At 46.2% G+C, this 12,884-nt stretch carries 14 protein-coding genes; 7 read left to right on the top strand and 7 right to left on the bottom strand.

Annotated features, from left to right (window positions below; all coding sequences use genetic code 11):
• Positions 1-31: 31 nt before the first annotated feature.
• The 4 genes from ACLVWU_RS12760 to clpS all read right to left on the bottom strand — a co-directional run bounded on the left by ACLVWU_RS12760 (position 32) and on the right by clpS (position 5,840).
• On the bottom strand, positions 32-2,119 hold the full coding sequence (locus tag ACLVWU_RS12760; protein WP_413575145.1) for a transglycosylase SLT domain-containing protein: 2,088 nt from the start codon (positions 2,117-2,119) through the stop codon (positions 32-34).
• A gap of 48 nt (positions 2,120-2,167) precedes the next feature.
• Positions 2,168-3,067: a protease HtpX gene (gene htpX / locus ACLVWU_RS12755; protein ID WP_413575144.1), complete on the bottom strand. Its 900-nt coding sequence runs from the start codon at positions 3,065-3,067 to the stop codon at positions 2,168-2,170.
• Positions 3,068-3,168: 101 nt separating this feature from the next.
• Positions 3,169-5,499: an ATP-dependent Clp protease ATP-binding subunit ClpA gene (gene clpA / locus ACLVWU_RS12750; protein ID WP_413575143.1), complete on the bottom strand. Its 2,331-nt coding sequence runs from the start codon at positions 5,497-5,499 to the stop codon at positions 3,169-3,171.
• Positions 5,496-5,840 (bottom strand): ATP-dependent Clp protease adapter ClpS, encoded by a 345-nt coding sequence (gene clpS, locus ACLVWU_RS12745; protein WP_413575142.1) that lies wholly within the window; start codon positions 5,838-5,840, stop codon positions 5,496-5,498. Before clpS ends, clpA begins: the two co-directional genes overlap by 4 nt.
• Before the next feature lie 257 nt (positions 5,841-6,097).
• On the opposite strand from clpS, the gene ACLVWU_RS12740 reads away from it, so the two are divergent.
• The 3 genes from ACLVWU_RS12740 to dnaJ all read left to right on the top strand — a co-directional run bounded on the left by ACLVWU_RS12740 (position 6,098) and on the right by dnaJ (position 8,642).
• Positions 6,098-6,676: a type IV pilin protein gene (locus ACLVWU_RS12740; protein WP_413575141.1), complete on the top strand. Its 579-nt coding sequence runs from the start codon at positions 6,098-6,100 to the stop codon at positions 6,674-6,676.
• 12 nt (positions 6,677-6,688) lie between these two features.
• Entirely contained in the window at positions 6,689-7,390 is a 702-nt protein-coding gene (locus ACLVWU_RS12735) for a tetratricopeptide repeat protein (protein ID WP_413575140.1), read from the top strand.
• A gap of 154 nt (positions 7,391-7,544) precedes the next feature.
• A complete protein-coding gene (dnaJ, locus tag ACLVWU_RS12730) occupies positions 7,545-8,642 on the top strand; it encodes a molecular chaperone DnaJ (protein ID WP_413575139.1) in 1,098 nt (365 codons plus the stop codon).
• A gap of 53 nt (positions 8,643-8,695) precedes the next feature.
• Here dnaJ and ACLVWU_RS12725 read toward each other — a convergent pair whose 3' ends face one another.
• Complete coding sequence (locus tag ACLVWU_RS12725) at positions 8,696-9,049, bottom strand: hypothetical protein (RefSeq protein ID WP_413575138.1); 354 nt, start codon at positions 9,047-9,049, stop codon at positions 8,696-8,698.
• Between the two features lie 185 nt (positions 9,050-9,234).
• On the opposite strand from ACLVWU_RS12725, the gene ACLVWU_RS12720 reads away from it, so the two are divergent.
• Positions 9,235-9,447 (top strand): hypothetical protein, encoded by a 213-nt coding sequence (locus tag ACLVWU_RS12720; RefSeq protein ID WP_413575136.1) that lies wholly within the window; start codon positions 9,235-9,237, stop codon positions 9,445-9,447.
• A 139-nt stretch (positions 9,448-9,586) separates the two neighbouring features.
• Positions 9,587-10,045, top strand: coding sequence for an LEA type 2 family protein (locus ACLVWU_RS12715; protein WP_413575134.1), 459 nt, complete (start codon positions 9,587-9,589; stop codon positions 10,043-10,045).
• A gap of 27 nt (positions 10,046-10,072) precedes the next feature.
• Here the strand turns inward: ACLVWU_RS12715 and ACLVWU_RS12710 are convergent, their stop codons facing one another.
• Positions 10,073-10,429: a zinc ribbon domain-containing protein YjdM gene (locus ACLVWU_RS12710; protein WP_413575133.1), complete on the bottom strand. Its 357-nt coding sequence runs from the start codon at positions 10,427-10,429 to the stop codon at positions 10,073-10,075.
• 126 nt (positions 10,430-10,555) lie between these two features.
• On the opposite strand from ACLVWU_RS12710, the gene ACLVWU_RS12705 reads away from it, so the two are divergent.
• Both ACLVWU_RS12705 and ACLVWU_RS12700 read left to right on the top strand, forming a co-directional pair.
• Positions 10,556-11,017 carry a hypothetical protein gene (locus ACLVWU_RS12705; RefSeq protein WP_413575132.1) on the top strand — a complete coding sequence of 154 codons (462 nt, stop codon included), beginning with the start codon at positions 10,556-10,558 and terminating at the stop codon, positions 11,015-11,017.
• Positions 11,018-11,079: 62 nt separating this feature from the next.
• The gene (locus ACLVWU_RS12700) at positions 11,080-11,490 is read left to right on the top strand and encodes a group II truncated hemoglobin (RefSeq protein WP_413575130.1); all 411 of its coding nucleotides are present in this window, start codon (positions 11,080-11,082) and stop codon (positions 11,488-11,490) included.
• A 15-nt stretch (positions 11,491-11,505) separates the two neighbouring features.
• Here the strand turns inward: ACLVWU_RS12700 and ACLVWU_RS12695 are convergent, their stop codons facing one another.
• Positions 11,506-12,870 (bottom strand): APC family permease, encoded by a 1,365-nt coding sequence (locus ACLVWU_RS12695; protein ID WP_413575129.1) that lies wholly within the window; start codon positions 12,868-12,870, stop codon positions 11,506-11,508.
• Positions 12,871-12,884: the final 14 nt, after the last annotated feature.

Below are 12,884 nucleotides of genomic sequence, written 5' to 3'. Positions count from 1 at the left end.
GCACTTAGTCGGGGAATTCACAGATTGTGAACTATTTTTTAAGCGTCAAAAGCTCTTCTGTAAAGCGTGTGGCTTGAGTTGGCTGCAGGAGACGCTTGTAAAAGACGTAATTTCGCATCGTAAGTTTGATGTAAGCCCGTGTTTCTTCGTAAGGTACTTCCTCGATGAACTCCACGGAATCCGAACGGAAGCGAGTTTTTAACCAGCCACGAATAGCGGAGTCATTGGCGTTGTAACCAGAAACAGCCAGAATGTACTGGTTGTTGTACTTCTTCATCAGAGTCTTCAATTCGAAAGCACCCAGGGGAATATTGATCTCAGGCTTATAAAGATCCAAGGCTTCTTTGTACTCAAGGCCATAAGTTGTTGCTAGATTTTTGGAAACGCTTGGCAGAAGTTGCATCAGACCGAAAGCATCTACAGGGCTGCGGGCTTCTGGATCGAAAGCAGATTCCTGACGAATAATTCCATAAATAAATTCCTGCGGGATTCCGCTCTTTGCAGAGGCAGCGGCCACAATATCGCCATAGGGTTGTGGAAATAAAAGCTCAGGATGGTCATTCAGCAGGCGATCTTTAACTTCAGGATGCAGTGACCCCAAAGTTGAAAACAACGGCAGGTACAGTCCTGCGCGAGCATAGGCTGAGAACATCGTTAGCCATGTTGTTTCATCGCTAACACCGGCTTTTTTCAAATCCTCCGAAGCCTGATTCAAGGATTTTTCTGCGAATTTCTTTTCACCTACCGTGATAAGCCATTCGATTTGCAGGCGCATGCGACCTTGCAGTTCGTTGACTCCTAATACACTGGCATGTCCTGATTGTTGGGGTGCCGTTTTAATAGCCGGATACTCGCGATTAAGCTCACGATAAGCCATCATTCCATAGTAACCCAACGGATCTTCTTTAATTAAAGTTTCCAGCTCGGCAGTAGCTTCAGGAACTTTGCCTTCGCTCTTCAAAGAACGTCCCAGCCAGAATTTTGCGCGCATTTTATCAGAAGGATCTTTCACAGTGTCGCGCATTTGCTCCAGGCTTTTTGTGGCCTCTGCAAATCTTTGAAGCTTGTAGTAGTTCCAGGATTTCAACCAAGACAGTTTGTCACGCAATCCTGCCTGGCTGACGGGCTGTTTGTAACTTTCTTCGTAGAACTCTAATGCTTTCTCGAAATTGCCTTTTTCCTCTTCAATCCGACCCTGGATGAAGTAGACCTCATCCATCGGATATAGACCACGCAACTCGCGATTTGTAGAAGTCAGTGTTTTGTAGGCAAGTGAAGTTTGATCTTCAGTCCAAAGAGTTCGTGCAAGTAGTACCTGGGCATCATGGTAACGAGCCAGGGCTTTGCGGTCTTTCTTGTTGCTTTGGTATTGCTGTTTTGTCGTGTTTACGAGCTCAGAAGTCGCCTGCACATAGTCTTGCTTGCGTTGCGCCACTTTGTAAGTCATGCGAATATTTTTGGTCGCCTGGAATTTATCTTCGTTGTTGGCTTCTTTGGAGCTTAAAATTTTACGGTAGGCCACAAGTGCCGGATCGAACTCGCGATTAAAACGGTGATCCATGGCAACGGCGCTTAGATCTTTAAACTCGGGCGCGGGATTCAAGCGCGGGGAGTTCTTGTAGAGCTGAGCTTGGGCTGCAGCGATTAGTTCCTCCGAGCCCGTTTTTTTAGCACTCTCGACAGCTTTTAAAAGATAGTCTTCTTTTTTCTTCTTGTTGGATTCAACGCTGCCTTTTTCAAGAAGTGCAATGACATCGTCCTTTAAATCCGGAGTTTCCAGCGATTCTTTCAGTTTGATATCTGCAAACAAATCCGCATACCAAGGGTTGATGCTTTCAGGAAGTGCATTGAGCTTTTCGCTGGGAGCACAAACTTCGTAGGCGCGAAGTAAAGCAAGATCCTTGATCGGAAGATCCTGAGTTTCAGAAAGCTGTTTGAAGTTATCGCAGGCGATTTTTGGTGCAGACGTTTTTTTTGCCGTTGCATCCAGATAAAGGCGAACCCACTCAGGATTGTCCTGCGGAATCAATCTTCTTTCAAAGCGAGTGTCTTGGCGCGAAGTGGTCGCGCAACCCATAAGAGCGGATAAAAATGAGAGAGTAATAAAAAAACGAGGCATGAATTAAGCTTAAGCCCGTTCATGCCTCGTGTGCAAAGAAATAGAAAATTACAGACGACCGCCGCGTTGAAGAACTTCAATACGAACTTCAAGCGGTGGGTGAGTCATCATAAGTCCAGCAATGCCGCCTTTGTCGCGGTTAGAAATCATCAGCGTCGCTGTCTGACCTTCTTCTGGTGGAATTGGCAAATCATAAACAGAGCGCAACTTTTGAAGAGCCGCGATCATGTTTTCACGCGAAGAGTATTTTGCCCCACCAGCGTCAGCGCGGAACTCTCTTTTGCGGGAGTAGTAGTTCACTACGAATGATCCCAGCAATGTGAATGCGATATCGCCAATGATAACGCAGGCAAAATGCACGATGCCGCGAAGTTTTTCATCCACGTTCGAAGCAATCAGGTTTGCCAGGATACGGGAGAAGAACATCGCGAAGGCATTCACGATACCTTGGATCAAGGTCATAGTAACCATGTCGCCGTTTGCGATATGCGCGACTTCATGACCCAAAACGCCTTCAAGTTCTTTTTCGTTCATTCTTTGTAGAAGACCTGTGGATACAGCCACCAAAGAATTGCTTTTTGAAGGACCCGTTGCGAAGGCGTTGATATCTGCCGACTCATAGATGCCGACTTCAGGCATCTTAGGTAGTTGTGCGCGACGAGCAAGCTCGTGCACGGTGTTTACCAGGTGACGAAGCTCTGGATTTGAATTGTTGGGTTCAATGATTTTTACACCATGGAACATCTTTGCCATCCATTTGGACATCAGCAAAGAAACGAAAGCACCACCCATACCCCAAACAGCACAGAATGCCATCATGAATGGAAGGTAGCTGTTCAAACCGGCCAAGCCCAATACGCGGCTCACGATAGACCACACGATACCGATGGTCACGATGACCATAAGGTTCGTCAGTACAAATAATCCGATTCTTTTGAAAAAAGCCATTTTTTAACTCCTTTAAGAGACATAGTTAATTTTGATGTCTCTCTAGGAATTGTCAATAGGGGCACCTCTTCAAATCTGTTAAGAAGAGGTGCTATAAACGACTAGGTTGTAACTGGCTGCTTTTGATTTTTTTGGCCCGTTCCGCCATTTGGTGTGGTGCTAAATTGGAACCGCAAAATGTCCTTTTCCAGATCCACATTCACTCGTCCACCATCCATGAGGCGTCCAAATAAAAGTTCATCAACCAGAGCTTTTTTCAGATGTTCATCAACTGTTCTTGCCAGTGGACGGGCACCGTAAACTCTGTCGAAGCCCTTCTTCATCAACCATTTTATGACGTCTTGAGAAACATTGAGTTCCACTTTTTTCTGCAGCAGAACCATTTTCAATTCATCCACAAATTTTTGCGTGATCTTTAGGATCATATCATCAGAAAGGTCGCGGAAAGAAACCACCGCATCCAGACGATTAATGAATTCAGGGGCAAAGGCCTTCTTGATGGCATCCAATGATAAACCACTGCGATTTTCTTCAATCAATCCGATTGTGCCTTTGGCAGTTTCAGCTGCGCCGGCATTGGAGGTCATAACAATCACAGCGTTTTTGAAGTCAGCCACGCGACCATTACTATCGGTCAGGCGTCCTGCATCCATCACCTGTAATAGAATGTTATTGATATCAGGATGAGCTTTTTCAATTTCATCCAGTAGAAGCACGCAATAAGGGTGTTTGCTGACAGCTTCAGTTAAGAGACCGCCTTCTTCATAGCCAACGTATCCCGGAGGCGCGCCGACCAGTCTTGAAACTGCGTGTTTTTCCATATACTCACTCATATCAAAGCGTTCGAAGTGAACGCCCATGATTTGGGCAAGTTGACGACAAACTTCAGTTTTGCCGACGCCAGTAGGGCCGGTGAACAGGAAGCTGCCAATAGGTTTGTTAGGGCGACCCAAACCACTGCGAGCAAACTTGATACTCGCAACCAGGCGATCAATGGCTTCGTCCTGACCAAAGATCAAAGCTTTCAGTTTCTTATCCAGATCACGCAACTGAGTTTTCTCAGTTGAGGAAATGGTCGCGATCGGAAGGCCCGTCATTTTGGCGATGGTTTCCTCGATCTCGTTGATATCGATGTTAAGCTCTTTGTCGGTATTGTCTTTTAAGCGGAAGTGCGATCCAGCTTCATCCAATACGTCGATGGCTTTATCTGGTAAAAGCTTTCCATGAATATGTTTTTGCGAAAGTTCGACAGCGGCGCGCAGGGCTGCATCAGAGTACTTCACATGATGGAAGTCCTCGTAAGCTTTGCGCAAACCAGTCAGGATTTTGATGCAATCTTCGTTGGTCGGCTCGTTGATGTCGATTTTTTGAAAGCGACGATTCAAGGCACGGTCTTTTTCGAAGTACTGACGGTATTCCTGATGGGTTGTGGAGCCAATGCAGCTAATTTCGCCATTCGCCAGAGCAGGCTTCAAAAGGTTTGAAGCGTCCATGGAGCCACCACTGGTTGCTCCCGCACCAACGATGGTGTGAATTTCATCAATGAACAAAATAGTGTGCGGTCGTTTTGCGATTTCTTTTACGACAGCTTTAAGTCGTCCTTCAAAGTCGCCTCTGAATTTGGTGCCGGCAAGCAGGCCGCCCAGATCCAGGGAATAAATGACCGCGGATTTTAATTTCTCAGGTACATCACCAGTTACGATTTTCTGAGCAAGACCTTCTGCGACGGCAGTTTTGCCAACGCCGGGCTCGCCAATCAAAAGAGGATTGTTTTTGGTGCGACGACATAAAACCTGGATCGTTCGTTCGATCACATCTTCGCGCCCAATCAATGGATCCAGTTTGCCAGCTTTGGCTTTTTCGTTGAGGTTTACGCAGAAACTTTCCAAAGGAGAGCCCCGACCTTCTTCGAAAGATTCCTGGTTGTACTCTGCTGAGCGCGGAGCCGCTGGTGGGGGAGTGTCGTGTTCTTTACCGTCTTTGGTAATCCCGTGAGAAACATAATTTATAATATCGAACTGGGTCAGGCCTTGGCGTGCCAGAGCAAATGTAGCATGGGAGTCTTGCTCATAGAAGAGTGAAATCAACAGGCTGCCTTCGCTGATCTGGTTGCGGCCAGCACTTTTCATCTGAATGGCTGCTCGTTGAATAAGACGATGGCATGCAAGAGTAAACTCTGGATTCCAAGAGTCAAAACCTCCGTAGGATCCAAGTTGTTCATCCGTGATTTGTGGGATACCGACTTTCAGATGCTCTCGTAAATCTGTGCGAAGTCGTTGCACATTGACGGCGCAAGCTTCGAGGATTTCAACCATGACTGGTGATTCGGATAGAACCAGCAGGATGTGTTCAAGAGTTACGAACTCATGGCGGTGACGTTTTGCCAGTTCGGTTGCTTCTGCTAACTTTCGTTCTAGCTCACGGCTCATCATGGTTCCTCCTCCAGTGTGCTCTTAAGGGGATTCTGATTAAGTTGTGCGAATTGGTTCACCTGCATCACTTTCATCTCAGCTATTTCCAGACTGTAGACTCCAGCAACACCAGCACCTTTCTTATGTACATCTAACATGATTTTTGTGGCTTCTTCCTCTGATTTTGCGAAGAACCGACGCAATACAAGGACGACGAAGTCCATAGGCGTGTAGTCGTCATTCAGCAGAATGACCTTGTACATCTTCGGAGTGTCTAGTTTTGGGACTAGCTGGACCCCAGCTTCCCCGTCCGGGGTTCCATAAGGATAGTTGTTAGTTCTATTTCCGTTTTCATCAGCCATGGATTCATTCTACTCCTTGTCTCATATTGAGCACGAATTTGATGGTGGCAAGTCTAGTGCAGATAAGAAAGCTGGAATTAGGTCTTGTCTCAAGTGGGGATAGTACGAAGGGTGTACCCGAAACAAAATTTAGTTTTCCTGAAGTCAGTTTAATGAAGATCTCTTGATTTCAGAATTTAGTTTTGACACACTTATGTCGATAAGCATTATGTCAGTTTTCAAAACGGATTTTTTAAAAGACTAAATGGAGGTCTTAAGTGAAAAGAACTACTAGAACGTCACAGGCGGGTTTCTCCCTAGTGGAGCTGATGGTCGTTGTGGCGATCATCGGGGTATTGGCATCAATCGCCGTACCAGCAGTTAACAAATACATCGCGAAAGCGCGTCAATCAGAAGCAAAGACAAACTTGGCTTCGTTGTATACTTCAGAGAAAGCGTTTTACTCTGAGTACACAACATATGATACTCGCTTCCAAGCAATTGGTTATTCCCCAGAAGGTCAACTTCGTTACAATGTGGGTTTCGGAGCTGCAGGTAGCCAGGCTGGTCAAGTAAATGGTTTTAACAATACGACAATTGGTGCAGGCACTATCACAACTGCGACTTATTGTGGTAGCACTACAGGTGTTGTGGGTTCTACTTCAGGTTGTGCTCTTTTGCGCGGTGCTACTGGTGTAGCGAATACTCTTGTCCCTCCTGCTACGGACACAACATTCGTTGGGGGCACTTTTTCAGCTGGTGCAGTCGCAATTATTCACACTGGGGTACCTACGGGTGACCGATGGACGATGACTCACAATAAGGTTTTGACAAACACTGCGAATGGTATTCCTTAGTCCGATGAAATCATGAGCGTGGTGAACTTAAACTCGTCATGTTTAAAGTCAAAAATCCCAAGCATCCTGCTTGGGATTTTTGCGTTGGTGCTCATCGTAGCAACTCAGCAATCAAAATTTGTTCCCATTAAGAGTATTCAGGCAAAGTATATTTCACCGCCACCATTGATAGAGCGTTTTGCGTTTGGATACGCCGAAGTAATGGCTGATACCATCTGGATTCGTGCAGTTCAAGATATCGATTATTGTGACGAAGTATCAGGGAAGGTGGGCGAGGTATCTGTTTGTGCCAATGATTCGTGGCTATACAAAATGATCGATACAATCACAAATCTGTCCCCAAAGTTTCGCGCGCCTTATGCCGTCGGATCTTTAGCTTTAACGATCTTAATCACTGATGTTGATGGTGCGACAAAAATTTTCGAAAAAGCAGTTAAAGAGTTTCCATCAGATTGGCCAATACTATACCGAGCCGCGTACCACTACATGTATGAAGTGAAAGACAACAAACGGGCCGCTGAACTTTTGATTCAAGCCGCCGATCAAGGTGCGCCACCTTGGACACGAACATTAGCAGGTCGCCTGTACTCTGACTCTGGTAATCTGGATTTGGCAAAAAGCCTCCTTCAAAACATGAAGGACACCAATCAAGATCCTGGCCTAATCAAACGCCTCGAAGACAAGATCCGCAGTATGGAAGCTCAAAAGAAGTAGTCCCAGCGTAACGCAACTAGTCCGCAAGGCATCTAAGCTCCCATATTAATTCAATAATTCCTCTTTTTTTGCATTCCGCGTTTGACGAATCCTAACAAAGCACCATATTTTTAATCGTTAAAACATAGCGCATAATGTTGAAAATGGACGAGTCATGGCCAAACGAGATTTTTACGAAATTCTAGGTGTCGCAAAAGGCGCCGATCAAGACACTATTAAAAAAGCATATCGCAAACTAGCGATGCAGTTTCATCCGGATAAAAATCCCGGCGACAAAGAAGCGGAAGAAAAATTTAAAGAGGCCGCTGGTGCCTATGAAGTCCTCAGTGATCAGCAAAAGCGTGCTCAATATGATCGTTTCGGTCACGATGCGTTCACGGGCCGTGGTGGTGGCGGTGGCTTCACCGATGCGGAAGATATTTTCTCGCACTTCGGTGATATTTTCGGAGACTTATTCGGTGGTGGCGGGCAACGTCAGCAACGTCGCAACCGCAATGAACCCCGTCGTGGCGCAGACCTTCGCTATGTGACTGAGATCAGCCTTAAAGACGTGATTACGGGTCTTGAAAAAGAAGTTGAGTTCGATACTGATGAAAACTGCAAAGTGTGCAACGGTTCGGGAGCAGAAAAAGGTTCCCACGCTGAAACCTGCCACACTTGTGGTGGTTCAGGTCAGGTTGTGCGTTCTCAAGGATTTTTCGCGATGGCTTCGACGTGCCCAACCTGTCATGGACAAGGGACTGTCGTCAAAAATCCGTGCAAACCATGCAAAGGCAAAGGGCGCACAAGCGTTCATAAAAAAATTCGCTTGAACATTCCCCCAGGAGTCGACACAGGCACAAGACTGCGCGTGGCGACTGAAGGTGAGGGTGGTTACATGGGCGGTCAGCCTGGTGATCTTTATGTTGAAATTCGCGTAAAGCCGCACAATAAGTTCGAACGTCGCGGTGATGATTTGATCGGAGAAATTTCAGTTCCTTACATCCAGATGCTTCTGGGCGGGGAAGTGGAAGTGCCGACTGTCGCTGGCAAAGCCCATGTGGAAATTCCAAAGGGCTGCGAAAACGGCGATAACGTGAAGCTTTCAGGTGAGGGGTTGCCATCACTGCGTGGCAGCCGTCGCGGTGATATTTACTATCACGTCAGCGTCGAGTTCCCGGATAAACTGGGTAAGGAAGAAGAGAAGCTTCTGCGCGAAATTGCCAAGGAAAAAGGCCTGAAAGTCAGTGGCGGGAAAAAACTTTTTGGTTAAACCTGGAAATTAAATTTTAAGAAAGAAAAGCGGAGGAGACTCCGCTTTTTTATTTAGTGCGGGTTCTCTGGGTAAACTCGTGCGCGATAAATATCATGTGCTTCGTGAAAGTCCTGAAAGGAAGGAACGACTCGGCCGCCGTCACTTTCAAAGCGCATTTCGGCCGCTTGAACTTCACTGATGGCGTGACTCCGGTTTTCTTCTTCTAATACAGCGGCGTGCAGGCGTTCTTCGGCGTCTTTCGGTGAAATGTGATATCTATCGGCTAAGAGATCTATGACTTTTTCCGCACTCTGCTCTAGGGACTCCAGTTCTTCGTCCGAAATTTCATCCCAGCGGCGGTGCACGGCGGACTTGATAGAATGCCAATTGCTTTCAGTTGCATTTGCAATTTTTGATTGTTCCATAAACACCTCGTTTTGATTTTACTCTTTTCGCATAGGCAAAGAGTTTGTTTTTACTCAGATATGGATGCGATGAAATTCTGATTTGCCGAGGCGAAATAACGGATTTACACCACCATTGTCGAGCTGGATGCTTCGGTATGTGCAAATGGGCGTAAAATGAAGTTGCACGATATGAGGAGGCAGTTATGGCAACCCGCGAGAATAAACAAGCAAGCAGCAGTCGTGAGTCAAACCGAAGCGAACGAGACAGCTCCTTCCGGTCAGATAAAAAAGTTGGCAATGAAAGAACTGACCGACCAGAGCGTGAATCACGCACTGATGTGAAAAAAGGTAGCAGTAATTTAAACTCTTCCAGAAAATCTGGGAGCAGTATGAACGATGATGAAGATGTATTTTAGGGGCTGCGACCTAGCTACTTGAAATGTAGCGCCATGCAGTCCCGCCGAGGGAGCCGATTCCAGAACTGAAGGACTTGGGCTCCCTTGGTGCATCTTGACTCTGGCATCCCGAGCTGACAGGGTGGTTAAGAGGTGCAAGATGAGAACATTCGCTCTGTTGGTTGTAGTTGTATTCATTGGCGGTTGCAGTTTCTTTAAAGATCGCTATGGGCAAAAGCCCGAAATCGATCTCGCCAATATTCATTTTGAAAATACCACACCGCTTTCAACTACGATGGTTTTCGTATTAAATGTGAAAAATCCCAACAAGATTGATTTGAATGTTGAGGAGCTGAGCTACGAAATTCAACTGGATCAAAAGGAGTTTGCAAAAGCACGCTCTGATAAACAGATCAAAATTCCCGCAGGGCAATCCGCCCAGGTGGAGTTACCTCTGCCGGTGAATTTTCTAAAAGCCGTCGGCGGAATTACCAAGGTGCTGAGTGGTCAGGATGTTGGCTATGAGATTACCGGTGAAGCCAAGGTTTCAGGTATTAAACTGCCATTTAATGAAAAAGGCCTATTCAACATGAATGGCGTGACTAAAAAATCAGAATAACAGTAGATGACTGGTCAAACCAGTCATCTAAGCTTTCTTAACAAACTCTGACTTTAAATTCATCGCGCCAAATCCATCAATCTTGCATGAAATGTCGTGACCATCGCCGCCTTCTTGCAAACGAATATTTTTAACCTTGGTGCCGACTTTCACTACAGATGATGAACCTTTGATCTTGAGGTCTTTAACGACCACAACAGTGTCGCCATCCTGAAGAATATTGCCATTGGCATCTTTAATTACGTTATCTGCAGGCGCTTCTGTATCAGCCGCTGCCGCACTGTGGGCACTCCATTCGTGGGTGCATTCAGGGCAAATCCAAAGATTGCCGTCTTCATAAATATTCTCGGAACCACATTGGGGGCATTTATTTTCAGTGCTCATAAATCTAATGTCGAACATTACGGATTGATGAGCAACACAATATTCTTTCACGATTGTAAAAATGGCGCGTTGATCGAAGCTTGCAGTTTAACAGAGTGAACGGTTAATTGGGGCAAAGGAGATTTTATGAAAAATATTTTGGTACTAATCGCGACTTTGACAGCTGCTGCCCAGGTGAATGCGGGCACAATCACTCTTGAAACTAATAATCACCTTTATCCTATTCCAGGGCGTGGTACGAGCTGCACAGCTATGAATGCAGGACGTACTTCAGATTTATCGGCTCCCCATGTCAGCATTTCTGAACTTTATGTGACAAACAATTCAGGTCAAAACTTTTATCCAACGCGTTTGACCTTTACCACAGGTGACACAGGCTATGTTTGTTCTTACACGGGCCAGGTATTGCGTGAATTGGGACTTGCGACAAATATCCAACCGGGGCAGAGAGCGCAGACATTCTGCAACATGAAATGCGGCGCTGTTCCCTTTGGCCAGATGGCTAAATCGGGATACCTGACTGTTTACGGTCATATGAGCGACGGACAAACCGTAGAAGCAACGGCTGAAATTCAAGTGATGAACTAGTTGCGTCCATTGTTTTAAAATAGTAGCTTCACCGCCAAATCCTTAAGGAGTGCGGTGAGGCTATGTCTGAAGAAAAAAAGATGTATGAGCTAATTGGTGGAGAGCCTGTAGTCAGAAAGATATGCCAGCGCTTTTACGAAATCATGGCTACTTTGCCGGAAGCTCGCGGCATCCTGGAAATGCATAATGAAAATCTTCGGGGAGCTGAAGAAAAGCTGTTTATGTTTTTGTCGGGGTGGTTGGGTGGACCGAACTTATTTCAGGAACGCTTTGGACATCCACGTCTTAAAATGCGTCACTTCCCTTTTAAAATCGGAAAATCAGAGAGAGATCAATGGATGCTTTGCATGGTGCATGCGTTTGAAGACGTCGGCATTGAAGAGCCGATGCGAAGCGATCTTTTGCATTCGCTTTTGAATCTGGCCGATCACATGAGAAATCAGCCAGAGCCAGAGTCAAATTCAGAGGAGTAGGGATTTAGAATTTACCTATTCCGTTGCTGCTTGAGGGGCCGCGGTGGAAAATTTTTTTTGGATGTAGTAAACCGGAGCTCCCACCATAATAATGACCAAGCCCCATAGACTTTCCTGTGGGCTTGTCCAAAGAGTATTGATCAAAAGTAGAACTGCCAGAATCAGAAATACAACCGGGATGATCGGGTAGCCCAGAGTTTTATATGGGCGCGGCGCCAGCGGCATGGTCTTTCTGAATTTAAACACCGATGCTGTCACTAACGCATAAAAAATCCAAGATGCGAAAACCACATAATCAGTCAGTTGATCAAAGGATCCTGACAAGGCCAAAATCACGGAAAACACAGCTTGTACAATAATCGCCATATAAGGCGATTGAGATTTAGGGTGCAGCTTCGCCAACGACGGCAAAAACAATCCATCCTTGGCCATCGCATAAGGCACGCGCGCATTCGTCAGAATGGAGCCATTCATCGCACCGATCGCCGAAAACATCATCGCAATACCTAAGAACAAGATTCCAGATGGACCCATGAAGGTTTCAGCGACTTTCGCTGCCACGGGAAGGGCTTGAGGATTGTTTTTAGAATTCGCATTTAGCACTTCACCAAACGGCAGCGCATAGAAATAGCAATAATGGATAACACAGTACAATCCCAGAATCCCTAAAACTCCCAAGCCAAGAGCCCATGGAATGTTACGCGATGGATTTTTGATTTCGCCAGCTACCATGGGCATATTGTTCCAGCCATCGTAAGCCCAAAGGGCGGCAAGCAGAGCAGCCCCAAAAGCGCTGAATCCTGGGAAAGCAGATCCAGAGGCGACGATATTTTGGTTTGTGCCATTGGAAGCAAAGAACAAAACGCCACCGATAATAAAGAACAGCATCGCAACTTTTAGGAACGTCATAAAACTTTGCAAGCGACCATTCAGTTGTACATTCATGCAGTTCAATGCCGAAAACACCAGGATCAGCGCAATCGCAAAACCTTTTTGTCCGCCCAGCCATTCCAGATTCATGATTGGAGCCGCAAAGGTAGCAGTTCCCACGGCGTAGGCCGCGATGGTACCCGGGGCGCTAACCCAAAATCGTTGCCAGCCATAAAGGTAAGCGGGCATTTCGCCGAAGGCTTCCTTCAAATAAATGTACTCACCGCCAGCACGTGGGAACAGGATTCCAATTTCAGCGTATGTGAGTGCGCCCGCCAAGGAAAGCAGACCCGCAACCGCATAAGCAATCAGGACCCAAGTGGAAGAACCTAGGTATTGAGACATGATGGCGGCTTTTAAAAACACGCCAGTGCCTAATATTGTACCCACAACCAACGACAAAACGGGGATAAAACCTAAAGTGCGAGACATTTCATTTTGCGAAGTCATGGTCTGAAGTCCTT

This window comes from Bdellovibrio sp. HCB290 (genome assembly GCF_047305925.1).
Lineage (GTDB): Bacteria > Bdellovibrionota > Bdellovibrionia > Bdellovibrionales > Bdellovibrionaceae > Bdellovibrio.
This window is presented reverse-complemented; position numbering and strand designations above follow the sequence as displayed.